15 protein-coding genes, 2 tRNA genes, 2 rRNA genes and 1 riboswitch (1 of these 20 running past the window's edge) are annotated in these 22356 nt (G+C 62.3%); of the genes, 9 read left to right on the top strand and 10 right to left on the bottom strand.

The features are described from left to right. The 4 genes from CO675_RS21670 to CO675_RS21685 form a co-directional block, all read right to left on the bottom strand. A 23S ribosomal RNA gene (locus CO675_RS21670) occupies nt 1–541 on the bottom strand (it extends 2305 nt beyond the left edge of the window). Between the two features lie 420 nt (nt 542–961). After that, a tRNA-Ala gene (locus CO675_RS21675) sits at nt 962–1037 on the bottom strand. Between the two features lie 35 nt (nt 1038–1072). After that, nucleotides 1073–1149 (bottom strand) — tRNA-Ile (locus tag CO675_RS21680). Between the two features lie 209 nt (nt 1150–1358). Next, nucleotides 1359–2849, bottom strand: a 16S ribosomal RNA gene (locus CO675_RS21685). The 16S and 23S rRNA genes sit together here with 2 tRNA genes alongside, the layout of an rRNA operon. A 1006-nt stretch (nt 2850–3855) precedes the next feature. On the opposite strand from CO675_RS21685, the gene CO675_RS21690 reads away from it, so the two are divergent. From CO675_RS21690 to CO675_RS21700, 3 genes are all read left to right on the top strand, one after another. Continuing rightward, entirely contained in the window at nt 3856–5919 is a 2064-nt protein-coding gene (locus CO675_RS21690; protein WP_097673910.1) for a M23 family metallopeptidase, read from the top strand. A 183-nt stretch (nt 5920–6102) separates the two neighbouring features. Beyond that, nucleotides 6103–6465: an SPW repeat protein gene (locus CO675_RS21695; RefSeq protein ID WP_097673911.1), complete on the top strand. Its 363-nt coding sequence runs from the start codon at nt 6103–6105 to the stop codon at nt 6463–6465. 96 nt (nt 6466–6561) lie between these two features. Beyond that, nucleotides 6562–6828, top strand: a complete 267-nt coding sequence (locus CO675_RS21700; RefSeq protein ID WP_097673912.1) for a hypothetical protein — start codon at nt 6562–6564, stop codon at nt 6826–6828. A gap of 52 nt (nt 6829–6880) precedes the next feature. On the opposite strand, the gene clpB is transcribed toward CO675_RS21700, so the two are convergent. Then, entirely contained in the window at nt 6881–9532 is a 2652-nt protein-coding gene (clpB, locus tag CO675_RS21705; RefSeq protein WP_097673913.1) for an ATP-dependent chaperone ClpB, read from the bottom strand. Between the two features lie 192 nt (nt 9533–9724). Further along, a complete protein-coding gene (locus CO675_RS21710) occupies nt 9725–10288 on the bottom strand; it encodes a helix-turn-helix domain-containing protein (protein WP_097673914.1) in 564 nt (187 codons plus the stop codon). Nucleotides 10289–10344: 56 nt separating this feature from the next. On the opposite strand from CO675_RS21710, the gene CO675_RS21715 reads away from it, so the two are divergent. The 3 genes from CO675_RS21715 to CO675_RS21725 all read left to right on the top strand — a co-directional run bounded on the left by CO675_RS21715 (nt 10345) and on the right by CO675_RS21725 (nt 12766). Then, a complete protein-coding gene (locus CO675_RS21715; RefSeq protein ID WP_097673915.1) occupies nt 10345–10860 on the top strand; it encodes a GNAT family N-acetyltransferase in 516 nt (171 codons plus the stop codon). Between the two features lie 56 nt (nt 10861–10916). Then, on the top strand, nt 10917–11699 hold the full coding sequence (locus tag CO675_RS21720) for an MOSC domain-containing protein (RefSeq protein ID WP_097673916.1): 783 nt from the start codon (nt 10917–10919) through the stop codon (nt 11697–11699). A gap of 134 nt (nt 11700–11833) precedes the next feature. Then, nucleotides 11834–12766 (top strand): YARHG domain-containing protein, encoded by a 933-nt coding sequence (locus CO675_RS21725; RefSeq protein WP_097673917.1) that lies wholly within the window; start codon nt 11834–11836, stop codon nt 12764–12766. An 81-nt stretch (nt 12767–12847) separates the two neighbouring features. On the opposite strand, the gene CO675_RS21730 is transcribed toward CO675_RS21725, so the two are convergent. Beyond that, nucleotides 12848–13510, bottom strand: a complete 663-nt coding sequence (locus CO675_RS21730; RefSeq protein WP_097673918.1) for a TIGR02594 family protein — start codon at nt 13508–13510, stop codon at nt 12848–12850. Between the two features lie 231 nt (nt 13511–13741). On the opposite strand from CO675_RS21730, the gene CO675_RS21735 reads away from it, so the two are divergent. After that, entirely contained in the window at nt 13742–14608 is an 867-nt protein-coding gene (locus CO675_RS21735; RefSeq protein WP_097673919.1) for an alpha/beta fold hydrolase, read from the top strand. A 130-nt stretch (nt 14609–14738) separates the two neighbouring features. Beyond that, nucleotides 14739–16220, top strand: coding sequence for a hypothetical protein (locus tag CO675_RS21740; protein WP_143279059.1), 1482 nt, complete (start codon nt 14739–14741; stop codon nt 16218–16220). Nucleotides 16221–16289: 69 nt separating this feature from the next. Here the strand turns inward: CO675_RS21740 and CO675_RS21745 are convergent, their stop codons facing one another. From CO675_RS21745 to metX, 3 genes are all read right to left on the bottom strand, one after another. Continuing rightward, nucleotides 16290–19097, bottom strand: a complete 2808-nt coding sequence (locus CO675_RS21745) for a G8 domain-containing protein (protein WP_097673921.1) — start codon at nt 19095–19097, stop codon at nt 16290–16292. A gap of 176 nt (nt 19098–19273) precedes the next feature. After that, nucleotides 19274–19939 carry a methionine biosynthesis protein MetW gene (gene metW, locus CO675_RS21750; RefSeq protein WP_097673922.1) on the bottom strand — a complete coding sequence of 222 codons (666 nt, stop codon included), beginning with the start codon at nt 19937–19939 and terminating at the stop codon, nt 19274–19276. Continuing rightward, the gene (metX, locus tag CO675_RS21755) at nt 19936–21141 is read right to left on the bottom strand and encodes a homoserine O-acetyltransferase MetX (protein WP_097673923.1); all 1206 of its coding nucleotides are present in this window, start codon (nt 21139–21141) and stop codon (nt 19936–19938) included. Before metX ends, metW begins: the two co-directional genes overlap by 4 nt. Nucleotides 21142–21224: 83 nt before the next feature. After that, a riboswitch (SAM riboswitch) is annotated at nt 21225–21304 on the bottom strand. A 186-nt stretch (nt 21305–21490) separates the two neighbouring features. Between metX and CO675_RS21760 the strand changes: the two genes are divergently transcribed. Further along, nucleotides 21491–22339, top strand: coding sequence for a chorismate mutase (locus CO675_RS21760; RefSeq protein ID WP_097673924.1), 849 nt, complete (start codon nt 21491–21493; stop codon nt 22337–22339). Nucleotides 22340–22356: the final 17 nt, after the last annotated feature.

Consider the following 22356-nt stretch of genomic DNA (forward strand, 5'->3'; position numbering starts at 1 on the left):
CGGTACTGGTTCACTATCGGTCGCTGAGGAGTACTTAGGCTTGGAGGGTGGTCCCCCCGTGTTCAGACAGGATTACACGTGTCCCGCCTTACTCGTGGATACATCATCGCATTACTCGTACGGGGCTATCACCCTCTGAGGCCCAGCTTTCCTGACTGGTTCCGATTGTCTTTGATGTATCACTGGCCTGGTCCGCGTTCGCTCGCCACTACTAACGGAGTCTCGATTGATGTCCTTTCCTCCAGGTACTTAGATGTTTCAGTTCCCTGGGTTTGCTTAAAACCTCCTATTTTATTCGGAAGTCTCATACCTTCTCTTGATAACCGGAAATCCAAAACCTCGCGGTTTGATTTCTTCCATTTCTGGTCGAACCCCAAAACACAAGGTCTTGGAGTTCCGGCTATCGAAGGTGGGTTTCCCCATTCGGAAATCCGTGGATCAAAGCTTCTTCGCAGCTCCCCACGGCTTATCGCAGCGTAGCACGTCCTTCATCGCCTCTCAGCGCCAAGGCATCCACCGAACACCCTTAAGGCACTTGATTGCTCTCATTATCAATGTCCACACACTCGGCAGAATGTTGTCTGCACAATTGCCACTGAAGGCGCGCATCCTCGATGAATGCGATTGCACAGCCGGACATTGACTAGAAAGACCAGCTTGCTTCTTAAGATCGGCCCGATAGCGAGGCGGTCAAGCTTCGCTACAAAGATCGTTTTACAACTCGCTCATCTCACTCATCTTGCGATGAGCTGCGATGCGCGAGCGCCGAAAACGATCTGGAGATTAGGAATGGTACCCGCGAATTGCTTCGCAGATCCAAACTCGGATCGATCTCCTCTTTACGATGTCAGAAAACACGCACGTCACCGTCCATCCGGACCAATGAGTGCGAAGTGATGTTTCGCGGACGATTTGAACAAGGCCTTTCAAGCAAGGCGCACTGTCGAGCTTCAATTCCATCTGGTGGAGCCAGACGGGATCGAACCGACGACCTCATGCTTGCAAAGCACGCGCTCTCCCAGCTGAGCTATGGCCCCGTACCAGAAGACGAATGCTCCGCACTCGATCAAAATGGTGGGCCTGGGAAGACTTGAACTTCCGACCTCACGCTTATCAAGCGCGCGCTCTAACCAACTGAGCTACAAGCCCCTAACACGAGGGACATGCCGGCGCGCACCCGACGTGACGTCGGTGCGTCGCACAGCGCTCAGCCCTGGCGCGTGTTCGTCCGCGAAGAAAGAGAAACGAAGACGGCGAAATCCCGCCAATGGAGCTCAACAATCCTGAAACTGTTGGCCCCTGAATGTTTCTAAAACGGTTCGATAGTGAGCGTGAGCTCGCTGAAGAACCATCCTTAGAAAGGAGGTGATCCAGCCGCAGGTTCCCCTACGGCTACCTTGTTACGACTTCACCCCAGTCGCTGACCCTACCGTGGCCGGCTGCCTCCCTTGCGGGTTAGCGCACCGTCTTCAGGTAAAACCAACTCCCATGGTGTGACGGGCGGTGTGTACAAGGCCCGGGAACGTATTCACCGTGGCGTGCTGATCCACGATTACTAGCGATTCCAACTTCATGGGCTCGAGTTGCAGAGCCCAATCCGAACTGAGACGGCTTTTTGAGATTTGCGAAGGGTCGCCCCTTAGCATCCCATTGTCACCGCCATTGTAGCACGTGTGTAGCCCAGCCCGTAAGGGCCATGAGGACTTGACGTCATCCCCACCTTCCTCGCGGCTTATCACCGGCAGTCTCCTTAGAGTGCTCAACTAAATGGTAGCAACTAAGGACGGGGGTTGCGCTCGTTGCGGGACTTAACCCAACATCTCACGACACGAGCTGACGACAGCCATGCAGCACCTGTCTCCGGTCCAGCCGAACTGAAGAACTCCGTCTCTGGAGTCCGCGACCGGGATGTCAAGGGCTGGTAAGGTTCTGCGCGTTGCGTCGAATTAAACCACATGCTCCACCGCTTGTGCGGGCCCCCGTCAATTCCTTTGAGTTTTAATCTTGCGACCGTACTCCCCAGGCGGAATGCTTAAAGCGTTAGCTGCGCCACTAGTGAGTAAACCCACTAACGGCTGGCATTCATCGTTTACGGCGTGGACTACCAGGGTATCTAATCCTGTTTGCTCCCCACGCTTTCGTGCCTCAGCGTCAGTATCGGGCCAGTGAGCCGCCTTCGCCACTGGTGTTCTTGCGAATATCTACGAATTTCACCTCTACACTCGCAGTTCCACTCACCTCTCCCGAACTCAAGATCTTCAGTATCAAAGGCAGTTCTGGAGTTGAGCTCCAGGATTTCACCCCTGACTTAAAGACCCGCCTACGCACCCTTTACGCCCAGTGATTCCGAGCAACGCTAGCCCCCTTCGTATTACCGCGGCTGCTGGCACGAAGTTAGCCGGGGCTTATTCTTGCGGTACCGTCATTATCTTCCCGCACAAAAGAGCTTTACAACCCTAGGGCCTTCATCACTCACGCGGCATGGCTGGATCAGGCTTGCGCCCATTGTCCAATATTCCCCACTGCTGCCTCCCGTAGGAGTTTGGGCCGTGTCTCAGTCCCAATGTGGCTGATCATCCTCTCAGACCAGCTACTGATCGTCGCCTTGGTGAGCCATTACCTCACCAACTAGCTAATCAGACGCGGGCCGATCTTTCGGCGATAAATCTTTCCCCGTAAGGGCTTATCCGGTATTAGCTGAAGTTTCCCTCAGTTGTTCCGAACCAAAAGGTACGTTCCCACGCGTTACTCACCCGTCTGCCGCTGACATATTGCTATGCCCGCTCGACTTGCATGTGTTAAGCCTGCCGCCAGCGTTCGCTCTGAGCCAGGATCAAACTCTCAAGTTGGACTTGAACTTTTGAACCGGCTGATCACAACGTTTGACGAGGTCCCACCATTCTTCGCCGACCGAAGTCTGCGAGCTGCCTGCGATTCACATCGCTGGCAACGATGGTGTAACCTTTAAAACGTGTACCGCCGAAGTCTTTCGTCCACCCTCAGAAAGTCAAAAGCCGAAGCTTTCAAGTATTCCGAGAGACGCAAGGACTCCGCCGTCCACGTTTCTCTTTCTTCATCTTCACTTGTCAAACAGCCCGGGATCCGATGACCCCACACCCTTAGAGGGTGGTTCTACCCTTCACTGACCGACAGTGAACCTCAACCGATTTATGTCGGCTGTTGTGTCACTCATCTAAGTGAGGAGCATCAGAGGCGCGTTCGCTCGCCTTGGTCAGTGACCCGGCGGCGCCGCGCTCAGTGGTTGGTTTATAGTCCCCACCCCTCGGGATTGTCAACGGCCATTGTCAACAAATCGTCGCACGCCCAAATCCTGTGTGCAGTGCGGAAAAATTCCCGTATTTTCCACGGCTTAGGTGAGCGGTAAAAATTCGCAAGCCGACGCGCGCGGCAAAAAACTTTAAAAAAAGTTTGTCGTCGAGGGGCTCGTGAGGCCCTCCGGAACGGGTTCCCCGGCGCCCCAGACCGGGCGGTGGCATCGACCTGCTTCAGGAAGCTTTTCCACTTCAAACGCCGCACTTGAGCCACAATCCTGCGACGTTCTGGCTATAAGAGATGCATTGAACCGCTCGTAACCTGTGGGGGCACGGGTGGTTTTTCAGGGGGACCAGGCGATTTTCTCCAAGAACCCGTCGCCTCTTCCCTTCGCGGCCGAGCAACATCGAGAGATCTGCACACCATTGACGTTCGAGATCGCGGCTAGCTAATGGCCATCGGCTTCTCGATTTCGATGCGTGTGGCTCGCCACACTGCCGAGATTCTTCTTCGGAGGATCAAGGTGGGGACGAGGACGAGCAGAGGTCGATCGCAGTTGCTGGAATTTGGGGGGATATCGGGTTGAGCCAACGGGCGTCACGCGGAAGCGGTAATGGGCGCGAGACCGGGATGATCGATCTCGGTCACGAACCGCCGCTTTCAGTCGACGGCACCGAGGCTGCGGTGATCGATCGCCGCCGTGTCTCCGTCCAATGGTTCAGCGGCACCATTCTGACCGGACTATGTGGCGCGGCCCTGATCGGCGGCGCCGTTTTTGCCTCGCTCGATGGCGAGATGACCTTCGCCAAGGTGCCGGAGCGCGTCGAGGGCGCGCTGCGCGGCGCCTTCACCGGCAATGATCGCGTCGTCAGCCTGCACAAGGGCGACCGCCTGCCGCCGCCGAGCGAATCCTCCGCCTCCCGCAGCCTGGTGCGCGTGTCGACCGTGACCCGCGTCGGCAATCGCGACGTGATGCGGGTGCGGCCCTTCATCCGGATTTCCGGCAATCTCTCGATGACCACGAGCGACCTGTCGTCCAAGATTCCGGCGTTCAACGCGCAGCGTCTGCTGACCGATGTCGGATCCGACACGCCGGCGGCAGCCGAGGATCCGAATGCGGCCGACGCCGCCGAGCCCGACGCCGAGGTCTCTTTCGTCACCAAGGATCTCGGATCCGTGTTGCCGAAAGCCAAGCTCGCCGCCGTTGTCGCGCTCGACGACGTGCTGATGCGGGTCCGCGACGCCGCCAATTGGCGCGGCTCCGGCGGTTCGGTGCGCTACGCTTCACTCGCCAATGCCGCGGCCGACGCCACCGGCGCCGGCCCCGACATCAGGATGGCCTACGCTACCGAGGGCAACACCTCCGATCCCTATGCAGGCTTCGAGACCCGCGTGGTGCCGGAGAACGTCACCCTGCTGCCGAAGACCAAGGAGCAGGTCACCGGCGGCAATCCGGTCGGTGAACGAGTTCACCTCGTCAAGAAGGGCGACAGCATCGGCTCGATCCTGCGCGATCAGGGCGCAACGCCCGACGAGGCGAAGGCGATCGCCGCAACGCTCGGCCCGCGCGGCCGCGACGGCGGGTTGAAGGAAGGTCAGAAGGTGCGAATCCTGATGGCGCCGTCAGCACCGGGCGCCCGGCTGCAACCCTATCGGGTGATCGTCGCCAACGACTCCGTCGTCGAAGCCGTTGCCGCGCTGTCCGATATCGGCAAATACGTTGCGGTCGACGTGCAGAGCATGAACACCACGACCGATACCGCCGACAATTCCAGCGACGATGACGAGGATGATGGCAGCGGCGTGCGGCTCTATCAGAGCATTTACGAGACCGCACTGCGCAACAAGGTGCCGCCGACCGTCATCGACGACATGGTCAAGATCTACTCCTATGACGTCGATTTCCAGCGCAAGGTGCAGCCCGGCGACTCGTTCGACGTGTTCTATGCCGGCGAGGATGAGGGCGTCACCAGCACCGAAAAGACCGAAGTGCTCTACGCCGCGCTGACCGTCGGCGGCGAAACCAAGAAGTATTACCGCTTCCAGAGCTCCGACGACGGCGTCGTCGACTACTATGACGAGACCGGCAAGAGCGCGAAGAAGTTCCTGGTTCGCAAGCCGGTCAACAACGCGATCATGCGTTCGGGCTTCGGCGGCCGCCGCCATCCGATCCTCGGCTATGTGAAGATGCACACCGGCGTCGACTGGGCCACCGCCTATGGCACGCCGATCTTCGCCTCCGGCAACGGCGTGCTCGAGAAGGTCGGGTACGAGGGCGGTTACGGCAAATATATCCGCATCAAGCACTCCAACGGTTACGAGACGGCCTACGGCCACATGTCGGCCTTCGCCAAGGGCATGGAGATCGGCAAGAAGGTGCGGCAGGGCCAGGTGATCGGCTTCGTCGGCTCAACCGGCCAGTCGACCGGACCGCACGTCCACTACGAAATCCTGGTCAACGGCCGATTCGTCGACCCGATGCGCGTGAAACTGCCGCGTGGCCGCTCCCTCGAAGGCCCGATGCTGGCGAACTTCGAGAAGGCGCGCGACGGGATCGAAGCCCAGATGTCCAGCCGCGGCAGCTCGCGCATCGTCTCTGATGCCACCGGCAGCGCGCCGATGACGCGGTCCATCAGCAACCGCTGATGATGCAAAAGGCCGGCTCGTCCGGCCGCGCAGATCCCATGAAGCACTGCCGACCCAGGTCAGATGCGACGCCGTTTCCGGGCCGTGACGTCGCCAATTTCAATAAATTTCGCGCACTGGGATGGGAACCCGAACGGCGATCATCCAGTTGATTCAGCAGTAAAACCTCCAATGGAGGGTGTCATGGAGAACTGGACGAACGCAAAGTTGTGCGACGTCGCAAACCTGATCCTCGGCGCGATTCTTTTCCTGTCGCCGTGGCTATTCAAGTTCGACGCCGGAATGGTTTCCACCAACGCCCACATCGTCGGCCTCGTGATGGCGGTCCTTGCGATCGCCGCGCTCGCGGCATTCGCGGTCTGGGAGGAGTGGCTGAACCTCATCGTCGGGCTTTGGGCGCTGGTCTCGCCCTGGGTCCTCGGATTCCAGGCAATGACCACCGCGACGACCGTGCACGTGGTGATCGGCATCGCCGTCGCGGTTCTTGCTGCGATCGAGCTCTGGGCGATGTCCCAGCATCCGCCCCGGCTCACAACGCACAGCTAAAGGCCTTGAAACGATGCGTCCCTCCCCGCTGGCGCGGATCGCCGGCGGGCGGGGGTTTAGCCGTGCTCACCGAAGATATCCAAAAGGATTTGCGCCATGACCGGGCTCACCCGCGACGATGTGCTGAAGGCCGTCGGCCACGCCGACGATGTCACGATCGCCAGGATCATCGCATCCGGCGCCACGATCACCGAGCTCGCCGAAGCCCAGGCCTGGCTTGCCAATGACGAGCCGCTGATGAACGCCGGCAGGCCGCTGGCCACAGGCCGCGCTCGCGAGCTGGTCGATATCCTGTCCGAACTCGAACCCGCCGATGACGACGAGCCCGGTCAGCTCAGTCCACCGACCGTCCCGCAGGACTAGCCTGGACGACGAAGCCCTCCCCGCGACCGCGGGGAGGGCCTCTGCACGCGTATCAGTTCAGCTTGCGCTTCGAGGCCGGGGCATCGAACTGCACGATCTCGGCGGTCTTGGGCACCTGACCGTTGAAGGTCAGCACGTTGCCCTTCTCCGAGATCACCACGCGATCGCCGTCCTTGACCTCGCCGGCGAGGATCATCTCGGCCAGCGGGTCCTGCACGCTGCGCTGGATCACCCGCTTCAGCGGACGGGCTCCGTAAGCCGGATCCCAGCCCTTTTCCGCGAGCCAATTCCGCGCCTTCGGATCGAGCGTGAGCTCGATCTTGCGATCCTCGAGCAGCTTGGTCAGCCGCGCGAACTGGATTTCGACGATGCGGCCCATCTCGTTGCGCTGCAGCCGATGGAACAGGATGATCTCGTCGATGCGGTTCAGGAATTCCGGCCTGAAATGCGCCCGCACGACGCCCATCACCTGATCGCGGACCGCCGCGGTGTCCTCGCCTTCCGGCTGATTCACCAGGAATTCCGAACCGAGGTTCGAGGTCATGATGATCAGCGTGTTGCGGAAGTCGACGGTGCGGCCCTGACCATCGGTCAGGCGGCCGTCATCGAGCACCTGCAGCAGCACGTTGAAGACATCGGGATGCGCCTTCTCGATCTCGTCGAACAGCACGACCTGGTAGGGCCGGCGCCGCACGGCTTCGGTCAGTGCACCACCCTCGTCATAGCCGACATAGCCGGGAGGCGCGCCGATCAGCCGCGAGACCGAGTGCTTCTCCATGTATTCGGACATATCGAGGCGAACCATCGCGGTCTCATCGTTGAACAGGTCAGCGGCGAGCGCCTTGGTCAGCTCGGTCTTGCCGACGCCGGTAGGGCCTAAGAACATGAACGAGCCGGTCGGCCGGTTCGGGTCCTGCAGGCCTGCGCGGGCACGGCGCACGGCGGTTGCCACCGCATGCACCGCTTCGGCCTGGCCGACGACGCGCTTGGCGAGCGCGTCCTCCATTTTCAGGAGCTTGTCCTTTTCGCCCTCGAGCATCTTGTCGACCGGCACGCCGGTCCAGCGCGAGACGACCTGCGCGATGTGGTTGGCGGTGACCGCCTCCTCCATCATCTCGCCGCCGTTCGGCTTGCTGCTCTCCTGCGCTTCGATATCGGCAAGCTTGCGCTCCAGCTCGGGAATCCGGCCATAGGCCAGCTCGCCCGCCTTCTGGAATTCGCCGCGACGCTGCGCATTGGCAAGCTCGACACGGAGCCCATCGAGTTCGCTCTTCAGCTTCTGGGCGTTGGAGAGCTTGTTCTTCTCCGCGCTCCAGCGCGCCGTAAGCGCCGCCGACCTCTCCTCCAGCCCGGCGAGCTCCTTCTCCAGCGTCTGCAAGCGGCTCTTCGAGCCGGCATCGCTCTCCTTCTTCAGCGCCTCTTGCTCGATCTTCAGCCGGATGATGTCGCGATCCAGCGAATCGAGCTCTTCCGGCTTGGAATCGACCTGCATCTTCAGCCGCGCCGCCGCCTCGTCCATCAAATCGATGGCCTTGTCGGGCAGGAAGCGGTCGGTGATGTAGCGGTTCGATAGCGTGGTCGCGGCCACCAACGCGGAGTCGGTGATGCGCACGCCGTGGTGCTGCTCGTATTTGTCCTTCAGGCCGCGCAGGATCGAGATGGTGTCCTCGACCGTCGGCTCGCTGACATAGATCGGCTGGAAGCGGCGGGCCAGCGCGGCATCCTTCTCGACATGCTTGCGGTATTCGTCGAGCGTGGTCGCACCGATACAGTGCAGCTCACCGCGCGCGAGCGCAGGCTTCAGGAGGTTGGACGCGTCCATCGCGCCATCGGCCTTACCGGCGCCGATCAGGGTGTGCATCTCGTCGATGAACAAGATGATGCCGCCCTCGGCGGACGAGACCTCCTGCAGGACGGACTTCAGCCGCTCCTCGAACTCGCCGCGATATTTCGCTCCGGCGATCAAGGCGCCCATGTCGAGCGACAGCAGCTTCTTGTCCTTCAGGCTCTCCGGCACGTCGCCATTGAGGATGCGCAGCGCCAGGCCCTCGACGATTGCGGTCTTGCCGACGCCGGGCTCACCGATCAGGACCGGATTGTTCTTGGTCCGCCGCGACAGCACCTGGATGGTGCGGCGAATCTCCTCGTCACGGCCGATCACCGGGTCGAGCTTGCCGTCGCGCGCAGCCTGGGTCAGGTCGCGGGCATATTTCTTCAGCGCGTCGTAGGCGTTCTCGGCGGTCGCGCTGTCAGCGGTGCGACCCTTGCGCAGCGCTTCGATCGCCACATTCAGGTTCTGCGCCGTGACGTCGCCCTTGCTCAGGATGGAGGCTGCCTCGCTGCCCTTCTCGAGCGTGAGCCCGAGCAGCAGCCGCTCGACGGTGACATAGCTGTCGCCGGTCTTGTCGGCGGCCTTTTCGGCCGCATCGAAGGCGCGCGCCAGCTCCGGCGACAGGTAGACCTGCCCGGCACCGTTGCCCGAAACCTTCGGCAGCTTGCTCAGCGCCTCTTCGGTCGCTTTCAGGATTGCTCTGGAATTGCCGCCGGCACGGTCGATCAGACCGCCGGCAAGCCCCTCATTGTCGTCCAGCAGCACCTTCAACAGATGCAACGGCGAGAACTGCTGGTGACCGTCGCGCATGGCGAGCGATTGGGCAGACTGGATGAATCCGCGCGAGCGCTCGGTGTACTTCTCAATGTTCATTCGTTTTCCCTCGGCCTGCCATCGTCACCCATTCAGGCATGACAACGGCATCTTCATTGGGTTTTCCGCGGGCCGCGTTGACGTTCCTCAACCAGCCTCTGGTCGTCGCCATCATTTTTCAGGCTTGCCGCAGATGTGGGCACTTGGTTCCGAAACGGAAGAGCCACGGTCTGCGATTTTGCCCGGTGGTGCTCAGCGCCGCACGATGGCGACAAGGTAGCGGCAGGGCTGAGCAGTTTCGTTACGGAAGACGATGTCCGACGGCGGCCCGAGCTCGACGCGGTCACCCGCAGCGAGTTCATGGCGCTCCGCCCCTTCCATCAAGGTGAGGCGGCCGCTGATCACCCACACCACCTGGCGGACCAGGTGATAGGCGCTGGCCGGGAAGCCGGCTTCCTGCCTGGCAGGCAGCTCGACTTCCACTAATTCCAGCGGATTGGCTGGATGCAGGAACACCTGCCGCCGCAGATAGGCTGCCTTCGGATCGCGCCACACCGGCTGATCCTTGGCCCGCTGCAGGCGGGAACTGTGTGAGGCAATCTCGAACAGCGCGGCCATGGTCAGGCCATAGGCCGTGGCAATCCGCGACAGCGTCGCCGCCGTCGGGCTGGCCTCGGCCCGCTCGATCTTGCTCAGCATGGCCTTGGACACGCCGGCCCGCCCGGCGAGTTCCGCCAGCGACCAACCGCGCCCTTCCCGCTCGGCGCGAACCCGCCGCCCGAGAGCCTCATCGGCTTTGTCTTCTATAATTGACATACCGTCTTATATAGTGGACGGTAGGGAGCATTCAAGAGGCCCGTCGAGGAACGACCATGATTATCCGCCCCGCCACCGAGCAGGACATTCCCGCGATCACCGCTATCTTCAATGAGGCGGTCGCCAACTCGAACGCGATCTGGACCGAGAAGCAGGATTCCGACGCCGAGCGACTGGCCTGGATGAAGGCGCGGCTGGCGCTGGGCTACCCGGTGCTGGTCGCGGCCGAAGGGCCTGTGGTGCTCGGGTACGGCACGTTCGGCGATTTCCGGGCCTTCCCGGGTTACCGCTACAGCGTCGAGCATAGCGTCTATATCCACGCCGATCATCGCGGCCGCGGCCTCGGGCGCGTCATTGTCGACGAGCTCATCGCCGCGGCCACCGCGCTCGGCAAGCACGTCATGATCGCCGGCATCGACGGCGGCAATCCCGCCTCGCTCCGGCTGCACGCGCAGGCCGGCTTTGTCGAGGTCGCGCGGATGCCGGAGGTCGGGCGCAAGTTCGGCCGCTGGCTCGATCTCGTGTTCATGCAGCGCGGGCTGGACGCCCCGGGCGCGGCGCGGCCCGACTAGCTGCCTTGGCATTGGCGACGGTTCTCCTCGCGCACCAAACAGGCTAGAGCGAGCAGATGGACACGATGCACACTTCTTCCGCCCGGATCACCGGCATCTACCGCTATCCCGTCAAGGGTCTGACGCCCGAGGCCCTGTCCCACGCCGAGCTCAAGGTCGGCGAGACGCTGCGCTCGGATCGCCGTTATGCGATCGAGAACGGCCCAAGCGGTTTCGATCCGGCGACGCCGAAGTGGCTGCCGAAGCCGCATTTCCTGATGCTGCAGCGGGACGAGTGGCTGGCGCCGCTGCGCGCCCAATTCGACGACGACAGCCACGTGCTGACGTTACGCCGGGACGGCGCGATGGTGGCGCAGGGCGATCTCGATACGGAAGCCGGGCGCGCGGCGATCGAGCGCTATTTCGCCGATCGCCACGCCGGCCAGATCAAGGGGCCGCCCAAGGTGCTGGTGAGCGCCGGGCACAGTTTTTCCGACGTGCCGCGCAAAGTGGTCTCGATCATCAATCTGGCGAGCCTGCGGGCGATCGAGCAGATGGTGCATGCACCGGTGCATCCCTTGCGCTTTCGCGCCAACCTCTATGTCGAGGGTTGGCCGGCATGGCATGAGGCCAGCCTGCTCGACCAGACCATTGCGATCGGCAGCGCGCGGGCAAAAGTTGTGAAGCGGATCACACGTTGTGCTGCGGTCAATGTCGATCCCGACACCGGCGCGCGCGATCTCTCGGTCCCGAACACGCTGATGCAGCGCTTCGGCAACAACGAATGTGGCATCTACGCCGAGATCATCAGCGACGGCGGCGCGGCCGTCGGCGACACGATTGCTGCGGAACCGCACTAGGTCACGCCAGGTTTCGTATTCCTTGAAGACGGCATAAACGTGCATCGCATTGCAATGTTCGGTTGCGTGCAATAGACTTCACTCGACATTTTGAATTGCAGCAAATTTGTCGAAATTGATTGCACGGGGTTGCCATGAGCATGATCATGGTTTCGTACCGGCGGGTCGATCAGGACACAGCGGGCCGCATCGCCGACCATCTGATCGAGAAGTACGGTGAGAAATCCGTCTTCTTCGACGTCAACAGCATTCGCACCGGCGCCAACTTCGTCGACCGGATCGCCAAGGCCATCGTCGCCTGCGACATCGTCATCGCGGTGATCGGTCCGCATTGGATCGGCAAGACCGACGATGGGAAACCTGCGCGTCTGGAGGATCCCGCAGATTCCGTGCGCTTCGAGATCGAAACGGCGCTGAAGCACAACAAGACGCTGCTGCCGCTGCTGGTGAACGGTGCAACCATGCCGGAGGCCGCCGAGTTGCCGGAATCGCTTCGCTTCCTGCACTTCTGCAACGCCGCCCGGGTCGACTCGGGTCAGGATTTTCGCATGCACATGACCCGCCTGATCGATACGATCAACGAGGTCCTGGGTGAGGCCGGGCGATCGCCGGTGCGTGAAGTTTCGCCGATCAAGCGCTACTGGAAGTACGGCGCAGGACTCGCCGCCGCGGCATTGGCGCTGGCCGTCTGGACCGTCGGGCCCGCGTTCGAACATACCGTGGTGAAGTCAGGCGGACAGGACGATCAGACCACCGTCGGACGCACGACGCCGCCCGCCGTTCCGGCCTCCGTCACGCAGCGCGCCAAGGCGCATGACGGCTTTCTCTTTCCCGATTCCGATCGACGATTTCTGAGTGAGGCCGATCTCAAGGACATGTCGGCGATCGAGCTGCGCATCGCGCGAAACGAGATTTTCGCGCGGCATGGCCGGTTCTTCAAGGATCAGGTGCTCGCGAACTACTTCTCGCAATTCGCCTGGTATCAACCCGCTGCGGTCGAAGTCCCCCTGAGCAACCTCGAGACGACCAACGTCGACACGATCGAGGCGAAGGAGCACGAGAAGTGAGGCCAGCCGGCAGTATCGGTTGACCTCGCACCGCGTGTGACCACCTCCTCCATTCTCAGGGGAGAGGTGGCCAGTCCCCGATCAATTCGTCGGCATCACATAGGCATAGATCCGGCCGCGCGAGACCGGCGCCTCGCGGACGCGGTGGCTGCTGTTGCCCGAGATCATGATCGGATTGCCCTTGGCATCGACGCCGGTGATGATGCCGACATGACCGCCGCCACGGCGGCCCATCACGGCGATGGCGCCGACCTGCGGCCCCGAAACGCGCGTGCCGTATTTGGCGAACGAGCTCGCCATGTCGGAGCCGGTGCCGCGATGGCCGGTCTGCTGCAGCACCATGTTCATGAAGCGCGCGCACCACAGGCTGGAGCGGCCGGTCGGGTTGCCGCCGCCGAGATAACGGCGGGCCGTGTCGACGATGCCGGATGAGCCGAAGCCGCCGGTCGCGCTCGCGTCGGTGTTCGATGCAGCCTCAGCGCCGGGCATTACGGCCGCATTGGCCTCGCCAAAGCCGCCCGCCTGCATCCGGGCGCGACGCTCGGCGCGCGACAGCCGCGCTGTGTGCCGGTGATGATGATGGGAATAGTGCCGCGCGTGATGGCCGGCATGGGCCGAATGCGCGTGACGCGAATGGTGCGGACGGGCGGACGCCGGAGCGGCGGAGATCACGGCGAGCGTGAGCGAACACAGGGCCAGCGCCAAAACTCGAAGCGACCGGCGATACGCAAGCAACTGAACCATACTTCACGAGATCCTCTGAAACGTCCCCCGATTCCCCGTCGCGTTCCCAAGGGAATGCGGCGGTGGTTTTGAAAATCGGGATGTGGCGCGAGGAAGATTTCATGCGGCGTTGCGGAAACGATTTCTGGGTCATTCCGCGCAAATTTCATGACGAAAATAGCCAGAACTGCCGCATTGCAGCCGCGGAAATTAATTGCAAATCTGGGGCCGGCCAACGAGAGGAGAATTTCAATGCCCCATGCCGTCACGAAAGATCATGTCCGCCTGCATTTCGAAGAGGCGGGCAGCGGGACCCCGATCATCTTCCTGCACGAGTTCGCCGCTGATCATACCAACTGGGAACCGCAGATGCGCTATTTCTCGCGCGGACACCGCTGCATCGCCTATTCCGCGCGCGGCTACACGCCGTCGGACGTGCCTGCGAACGCCGACGTCTACACCTACACGCATTTCTACACCGACGCGCTCGCGGTGCTCGACCATCTCGGCATCGCCAAGGCCCATTTCATCGGCCTCTCGATGGGCTCCTATTCGTCGTTGCAGGTCGCGCTCAACGCGCCGGAGCGCGCGCTGTCGATGACGCTCGCCGCCGTCGGCTCCGGCTCGAACCTCGAGAATCTCGATGCCTTCCGCGCGCAGTGCCGCGCCAATGCCGAGCAGTACGAGGCAATCGGCTCGATCGAGGTCGCCAAGGTAACCCGCGAGGCGCCGAGCCGGATTCCGTTCCTGGTCAAGGACCCGCGCGGCCACGCCGATTTCTACGCCGCGCTCGCCCGCCATGACGCCAAGGGCTCGGCCAACACGATGCGGAGCTTCCAGGGCGGCAGGCCCTCGATCTACACCATGACCGACGCCATCAAGCGCGCCGCGACGCCGGCGCTGATCCTGTGCGGCGACGAGGACGACAATTGCATCGTGCCCAGCATGTTCCTGAAGCAGCACCTGCCGGCCGCGGGCCTGTCGTTCTTCCCCAAGTCGGGCCATGTGCTCAATCTGGAGGAGCCCGCACTATTCAATGAGATGGTCGAGCGCTTCATCGCGCTGGTCGAGGCGGGCCGCTGGCCGGCACGCGATCCGCGATCGCTGGTGGCGGGATGATTGTCCGGTGTCGTCGCCGCGCGCAGGACGCGGCCAGAGCCTGGGCGGCAGGGGCGGACAGCGCTCCCAGTCTGCCTCCGGAATATGGAAAAACGAAATCCATCAACGTTCCCACGGCACCGGGCGAACGATGAGAGCAGGTTACCTTCTTCTGCTCTGCGTTGTTTCGATCGGGCTTGCGGCCTTCTCCAGGACGGTTCGCGCTGAAGGCCTCGTTGAGGAAATGAAACTGGAGGCCGCAGGCGCCGCGGCGAACACGTCCTATCTCCTGGAAGGGAAGCCACAGCCCTCGATCCCGATCGGCTGGGCCGTGATGAGCCCAATGATCGTCGTCATCGGCGACGATCAGTACGCGCCCATTTTCGCTCCTTGCGATCCTGCCAATCCAGGTCTGTACTGTGTTGAAATCCTGAGAAACGGCGCAACGTTCTCGGAGCCGCTGGATCTGGGGCACACCTTCGCGCCCGACGGCTTTCAAGCCGAGCTCGCTTATCATCCCCCGCTGTTGTTTACCGACGGAGCCAGGCTGCTGGTCGCCTACTGGGTCCGCGCCAAGGACCACCGTTCCATCATCCAACTGCTCTCGCTCGATCCGAAGGCGTCAGCTCCGGCTCCTTGGACGTTGCTATCGAGGTTCGAGAACCGTGGTGACGAGCTTCTCAGTTACCTCGGAGGAGCGATGGGCCCTGCCGGCGAAATCGTGATCGCGGGATATGGCACCGGAGGACCTGCGCGAAGCCACCGGCTCGAAATAACAAAGATACTTCCGCCATACACCGGGCCTTGGATGCCGAAGCAACTCATCGCCGAATATCCCTCGCCGGCCTACGCACCGGAATATCCGCATGTCGCCATTCGCGACGACGGCAGCACCAGCATCTTGACAGTGCTCGCCAACTACACGCCATGCTCAGAGAGTGGAGTGACGTATTCCGTCTACAAGAACGTCATCGCGTTCGAGGGAAAGTATGCCGGATCGTTCGTCGCGAGATGGAGCGACGCTACGCCGGATACCGTAACCGATCCGGCAAACCACGGCGACAGCTGCCTGTTCGGGGCCGACCGCTATCCGCTGGCTCACTTCTGGGACAAGCAGTCACATGCGATCTATTCGATCGTACGGAGCGCCGACCTCGACGAGGTCGATGCCACGCACAAGGTGGCCTCGAACGTCCGCTTCTCACGGACGTTCAAGCTCTATCGTGACGGCAACCTGATCGTGCCCGACCTTGCAGTCTATTTCTCGCAATATTTTGCCGACCCCCAGCATCCCTGCTACAGCCCACAGAGCGCGTGTCACATCCACGCCATGACGATGACCCGTCTCGACAATGGGGAGTTCGTCATCTTCGCCAATGCCCGCGACGATGACCCCGCAATGGCCTATTCAAAAATCGGCGTCATTTGGTCGAAGGATCTCCGGACATTCTCCGAGCCGGTCTATCTGCCGACGTCCTACGGTCCTGGATACGGCATATTCGTCGCGCAACCCGACAAGAACGGCATGCATTCGGTGGGCAAGCTTCAGTTCTTCAACGCGGGCAATACGTACAACCCGGCGCAACTCAACTACAACCAGCGCCTGACTGTGTGGCGCTATTCCCTCGAGTAGCGCCGGCGCCTCTTCGAAGACGCGCAGTGATCGACGAAGGCGCGAACGGTTCGCACGCGCCCGCCGATCTCATTCGCCGCCTGTCGCCTGAGCGAACGTGGCGCGGATATCTCTTTCCATCTCCTGTTCGAAATTGCATTTCCCGCAATACTGCGCCTGCTTGTAGTATTCGTAGTTCCTTCCACGCCTGACCGCCTGTTTCGTCACAGTGAGCGACAACGGCAGCGACGTCATATCCCCGGCCGGATCGGGAAACTTCACATCGAGCGCGATATGGCCTTGCCCGTCGGGCTGCAATGCCGGGAAGTCCTGGATGAACGCCATTTTGGTGATGCGGTTGTCGACCATATCGGCGACGATCCCCTCCAGCCGATAGCCGTAGCGCACGTCGTCAGGGTGAATCACCAGCTTGCGCAACAAGGGATGCACGATCAGCTTTGGACTGGTCTTCTTGACGAACACAAAGTTGGCGGGCTCGGAACCGGAAGCCGCGCCGGCGAACGTCCAGCGGCTTTTTGCGGCCTGGTCCTCGGTGTTGACGATATGCCGTCCCGCCAAAGGATAGAGCTCATTCGAGGGATTCTGCGCAAATTCCAGTTCCTTCGAAGTCGGCGCCAGATCGTCCGCATCGGCCAGGGCCATGGTCGCGTTGCTGCCCGGCAGCGGCTTCGCATCGCCCGGCGCCAGCTGGCCACCGAACGCGACGCCAAACCGGGCCTTGATTTCCCCGCTGGTCAGCCCCTTGAGGTCAGGTGGCCCGCTGTTCGCAAAGGGGACGAAGTTTTCGTTCTGCGATCCGAAATACAGCCGGAAAGTCTCGCCGGCGGCATCGCTCCAGAAAATCCGGTCGCCCTCGAAAAGCATGGCGACGTCGCCATTCGCCGGCACGGCCATGTCCTTCAGATCGAGCGTCGTTGTCACTCCCTCGGATGGAACGTGAATATTCTTGAGCGTAACCATGCGGAACGGACGGTTCGCCGATTCGATCATGATGTTTGTTGGGTTGCGCAGGAACGCGCCATCGACGGTATTGATACCGCGCCGGGGCAGCACCAGTCCGGTGGGAAACCGCTCGGCCGTCACGTTCTGGAACGTAATGTTCTCGGTCTGGGAATTTCCGCCGATCGCGAAATCGGTATCCATGTGATGTTCGCCGCCATAGGCGTGGACATTGCGGATCAGCGTGTCCCGGACGTAGGGGATGAAGAGCGCGTGCCGGCTGACGTTCCAAACCGTGACATCCTCGATCAGGCTCTGGGAAGGATGCGGCGCAAGCAGCTTGTGATTCCAGATCTCGACCCCATCGGTCGAGCCGGCGGCGTAGTTGCGTGCGAAGTACAAATCGACGTCCGACGTCGAAATGCGGCCTACCGCATCGGCGTTGACGCGATTGTCGGTGTTGCGCGCATCGAAATAGGTGCGGGTGCTTCCTCCTTCCGCGAACGCATAACCGAACACGACATACGCACCCGCGGCGTGTCCAAAAGCCCAATTGTCCGTTACGCGGACGCCGGCGCTTTGCATCCAGAAGCCGTGCCCCTGATGGCCGTTGTCGAAGATTCCCATTCGGCTGACGAGATCATCGCCTGATCCGGTCGATCGGACGGCGAGATTCCCGCGAAATGATCCGATCTCCGTGCCGTTCTCCGCGAAGAAATGCGAACCGGCGATCGCGAACGTCACATTGTTCTCTGCCAGGAGATGACCGCCATGGTTGACGATCCCATGCTTCGGACTTCCCCACACGACGCTGTTGCGCACCACATGAGGCGGGACATCGACGCGCGCGCCCGAGACGACGTGGAAATGAAGCGCGTACCGACCGACGGTGTTGCCGTCCGATCCGGGGACCAGTTTTCCTGTCTCGTCGAGATCGGGTGCGGTCTGGGCCCGCTTCGCATCGGTACGGCCGAGATCCCGGAACTCGGCGCCGTCGATGTTCACACCGGTCTGCTGATGCAGGAACATGATATGGCCGCGCGCCGACAAGGGCGCTGCAGCTTCGGAAGCAATACGGACGTTCCTCGTGAGGTTGCCCATCGGAACGGAGCTGCCGTCCGGTGTCAGATGCGCATATCTGAGCGGCCGATCGAGCCGGATTTGGTCGCCATCGACGCCGGCAATGATCGGCGTCTCGTCCTCATTGCTCGTGTCGCTGGTCCCGGGCACGATCAATTCATCCCCGACGGCCCAGTTCGACGGCGGCTGATCGAACTTGAATTCTCTCGCTCCGGACAGGAGTTGGCTCTGCGGTATCTTCCAGGCGGTCTTTTCGGCGCCGTGAATCCGGATCGCGCCCATGGAAATCAGCCCGCCCGCCATGTCGAACGGATCATGCTCTCGGTCCCGGAACGTTCGCGCGGCGAAGGTCAGCTTTGCGACGACGGACTTCGGCACAGGATGATCTTCGGTCCCGATCTCAAGCGCCCCTTCAGGCGTGACGACAATCGTCCCGGCATTGACGGAGGCTGCGCGATCGGTGCTCCAGACCAGGGCTCCATCGACGCGGATCCAGTCGATCCTGGCAGGAACCTCCGGATCGACCTTGACGGTCAATCCGGATGGAATGCGGACCCTTGCGCCGGCGGCGGGCGGCTTGCCCTCAGCCCAGGTGGCGGGAGCGCTCCAGTCACCCGACTTCACAGCGATAGCGGTCTCCGAGCACAAGGCGACAAGTTCGAGTGCCGCGGCATGCTCGCGATGGCGTGCCAGATTGGACGCGTGCCCCGCAGCATGTTCGGACCCGTTCGGGTTGCAGGCGCCTTGCGATCGCGCGAGATGATGCTGATGCCCAGCGGGTTCGATGATATCGACAGCCCAAGCAGCTGCGGCCACTGCCGCAACGACGGCGAGCGCAATCGAGAAACCTGTTCGCATTACCTTCCCCAGCAATTACCCGTCGGCGTCAGCCCGGATCGACTGCCGTCAGCCCGTGATCGATTTGCATCGCCCCTGAGGCAGCCCGCTGCATTGTCGCACGGCAATGCCGATCTGGAAAGCTAGACGGCGAGTATCCGGCGCGATGCAACGGGACCGTGCGCGCCGCGCATCGATTACTTCGCCTTGCCGCCCCGGCTGAGCAGGAACACGCCCTGCTCGCCGAACATGTTCCACACCCACCAGGGCAGGTTGAGCGGCACCGGGCGGCCGTAGAGATCGAGCGCCACCGCGCGCTCCATCTTGACGTTGATCTCCTCGCAGAGCTGCACGAAATCCTTGATGGTGCAGAAATGAATGTTCGAGGTGTCATACCAGCTCGCCGGCAGATTCTCGGTGCGCGGCATGTGGCCGCCGATCAGCAGCTGCAGCCGCATCTTCCAGAACCCGAAATTCGGGAACGAGACGATCGCGCGCTGGCCGATCCGCAGCAGATTCTCCAGCACCACCTTGGGCTGCCGCGTCGCCTGCAGGGTCTGCGACAAGATGACATAGTCGAACGCGTCATCGGGATAGTTGACGAGGTCGGTGTCGGCGTCGCCCTGCACCACCGCGAGGCCCTTGGCGACGCAGCCATTGACGCCCTCGCGCGACAGCTCGATGCCGCGGCCGTCGATGCCGCGGCTCTCCAAGAGCTGCAGCAACTCGCCATCGCCACAGCCGACGTCGAGCACGCGCGAGCCCGGCCGCACCATGTCGGCGACCAGCAGATGATCGGTGCGATAGCCGCCGGTCCGCTCCGGCGCGACGCCCGGCAAGGGCAGTGTCTGCTGCATGCTCATGACTGGCCGCCGTCTTTCAGTCCGCGCGCCTTGCCTGCGGCCTGCAGGAAGGCGCGGGAGATCTCCAGGAATTCCGGCACGTCGAGCAGGAACGCGTCATGGCCGCGATCGGTCTCGATCTCGGCGAACGACACCCGTGCGCTCGACGCGTTCAGCGCATGCACCAGCGCGCGCGATTCCGAGGTCGGAAACAGCCAGTCGCTGGTGAACGACACCACGCAGAACCGCGTCTTGATGCCGGCGAACGCCTTTGCGAGCACACCATTATGGTCGGCGGCGATGTCGAAATAGTCCATCGCGCGCGTGAGATACAGATAGCTGTTGGCGTCGAAGCGCTCGACAAAGGACGAGCCCTGGTAGCGCAGATAGCTTTCGACCTGGAAATCCGCGTCGAACGAGAAGGTCGGCAGCTCGCGGTCCTGCATCCGGCGGCCGAACTTGCGATGCAGCGCGGCGTCCGACAGATAGGTGATGTGCGCGGCCATCCGCGCCACCGCCAGTCCGCGATGCGGATGGGTGTCCTCGTCGACATAGCGGCCGCCGCGCCAGTCGGGATCGGCCATCACCGCCTGACGGCCGAGCTCATGGAACGCGATGTTCTGCGCCGAGTGCCGCGTCGAGCAGGCGATCGCGAGCGTCGAGAACACGCGCTCGGGATAGGCCGCGGTCCATTGCAGCACCTGCATGCCGCCCATCGAGCCGCCGACCACGCAGAACAGCGTCGCAATGCCGAGGCGATCGATCAGCATCGCCTGCGCGCGCACCATGTCAGGGATCGTGATGATCGGGAAATCGAGCCCCCACACCTTGCCGGTCGCAGGGTTGAGTGACGCGGGCCCGGTCGAGCCCATGCAGCCGCCGATCACGTTGGAGCAGATGATGAAGTATTTTTCGGGATCGATCGGCTTGCCGGCGCCGACCATGGTGTCCCACCAGCCGGGCTTGCCGGTGACGGGATGGGTGTTGTTGACGTGCTGATCGCCGGTCAGCGCGTGGCAGATCAGGATCGCGTTGGACCTGTCGGCATTGAGCTCGCCATAGGTCTGATAGGCGATCTGGAACGGCGCGAGATCAATGCCGCAATCCAGCTTCAGCGGCTGATCCATGCCGAACTTCGCCACCAATGACGACGGATGATCGGCCTCATGGGCGCGATCATCGCTTTGGGTTTGCGGGCTCGGTATCGGACGCACGTTGCTCATCTAGGCGACCCTGCCCTCGCACGGGAGGGCTCGAACAGAAATCAGGCCATAAAAAACCCGGCCTGAACAAGGTTCGGCCGGGAGCTGATCTGTCCCCGGCCTGTTTAGCGAGTTGTTTAACGTGGCTGCAAGCCGGCCGGCTCAAATGACCACGGAGTGGAACGAACCTAGTCCTCGGGCCCCCCGTCGTCAAGGCGGCCAGCGAACGTCCCCTTGCCCGGCCCCGATGGTTAACCGAATGCGCAAGGCACGGCTGCGACGTTTCTCTTTGCTTTCGCTGCCCGTCTTTCCTAATCAGGGATCCTGTCTGGCACGGCATCGGGCCGCCCGGACGACAAGGTTTGAGAGCATGTCCAACCCACCCCCGTCGCCGCCCTCGCTGCAGGAGCTGCGCAAGGAGATCGATGCGATCGACGAGCAGGTTCACCGCCTGCTGATGGCGCGCGGCGACATCATCGACCGCCTGATCCAGGTCAAGAAGACCCAGGAGGTCGGCTCGGCGTTCCGCCCGGCGCGCGAGGCCAGCATGATGCGCGAGCTGGTGCGGCGCCATCGTGGCATCCTGCCGCTCGACACCATCGAGAGCATCTGGCGCGTCATCATTTCGACCTTCACTTACGTGCAGGCGCCGTTCGCGGTGCATGCCGACGTTTCCGTGGGCGAGTCGGCAATGCGCGACTCGGCGCGGTTTCACTTCGGCTTCGTGGTGCCCTACGTGTCGCATTTCAGCGCCCAGGCCGCGATCGAGGCGGTGGCCAAATCGAAGGGTGACCTCGCGCTGGTCTCCGCGATCGCGAGCCGTACGCCGTGGTGGAATGCGCTCGAGACCGATGGCGCGCCGAAGATCATCGCGCGGCTGCCGTTCCTCGAACGCGCCGACCATCCCGCGGCGCTGCCGGTGTTCCTGATCTCGCGGGTCGCCGACGACGCCATGGTGACGGAGGTCGAGATGTGGAGCGTGCGCGTCTCCGGCTGGAACGCCGATGTCGCCCGTGCGCTGGCCCCGCTCGCCGAGATCGTGGCGGTCCCCGACACCGCCTTCGACGGTGCCGCCCTGCTGGTCTCGGTCACCGGGCAAGACTTCGAGAAGATCAAGCTTGCCTTGATCGAGGCCGGCGCCTCGGTGCGCTCTTCGGCCCTCGTCGGCAGCCACGCAACGCGCTATACGGTGCCCTCTAACGGGTCGGCCAGAAGCTAGCCGCCTGTATATCCGGA

It is taken from the genome of Bradyrhizobium sp. C9 (assembly GCF_002532045.1).
Lineage (GTDB): Bacteria > Pseudomonadota > Alphaproteobacteria > Rhizobiales > Xanthobacteraceae > Bradyrhizobium.

Coding starts and splice junctions, on each gene's coding strand:
- CO675_RS21695 (WP_097673911.1), top strand. CDS start 6,103: ATGGAGAACTGGACGAACGCAAAGTTGTGCGACGTCGCAAACCTGATC.
- CO675_RS21700 (WP_097673912.1), top strand. CDS start 6,562: ATGACCGGGCTCACCCGCGACGATGTGCTGAAGGCCGTCGGCCACGCC.
- clpB (WP_097673913.1), bottom strand. CDS start 9,532: ATGAACATTGAGAAGTACACCGAGCGCTCGCGCGGATTCATCCAGTCT.
- CO675_RS21710 (WP_097673914.1), bottom strand. CDS start 10,288: ATGTCAATTATAGAAGACAAAGCCGATGAGGCTCTCGGGCGGCGGGTT.
- CO675_RS21715 (WP_097673915.1), top strand. CDS start 10,345: ATGATTATCCGCCCCGCCACCGAGCAGGACATTCCCGCGATCACCGCT.
- CO675_RS21720 (WP_097673916.1), top strand. CDS start 10,917: ATGGACACGATGCACACTTCTTCCGCCCGGATCACCGGCATCTACCGC.
- CO675_RS21725 (WP_097673917.1), top strand. CDS start 11,834: ATGAGCATGATCATGGTTTCGTACCGGCGGGTCGATCAGGACACAGCG.
- CO675_RS21730 (WP_097673918.1), bottom strand. CDS start 13,510: ATGGTTCAGTTGCTTGCGTATCGCCGGTCGCTTCGAGTTTTGGCGCTG.
- CO675_RS21735 (WP_097673919.1), top strand. CDS start 13,742: ATGCCCCATGCCGTCACGAAAGATCATGTCCGCCTGCATTTCGAAGAG.
- CO675_RS21740 (WP_143279059.1), top strand. CDS start 14,739: ATGAGAGCAGGTTACCTTCTTCTGCTCTGCGTTGTTTCGATCGGGCTT.
- CO675_RS21745 (WP_097673921.1), bottom strand. CDS start 19,097: ATGCGAACAGGTTTCTCGATTGCGCTCGCCGTCGTTGCGGCAGTGGCC.
- metW (WP_097673922.1), bottom strand. CDS start 19,939: ATGAGCATGCAGCAGACACTGCCCTTGCCGGGCGTCGCGCCGGAGCGG.
- metX (WP_097673923.1), bottom strand. CDS start 21,141: ATGAGCAACGTGCGTCCGATACCGAGCCCGCAAACCCAAAGCGATGAT.
- CO675_RS21760 (WP_097673924.1), top strand. CDS start 21,491: ATGTCCAACCCACCCCCGTCGCCGCCCTCGCTGCAGGAGCTGCGCAAG.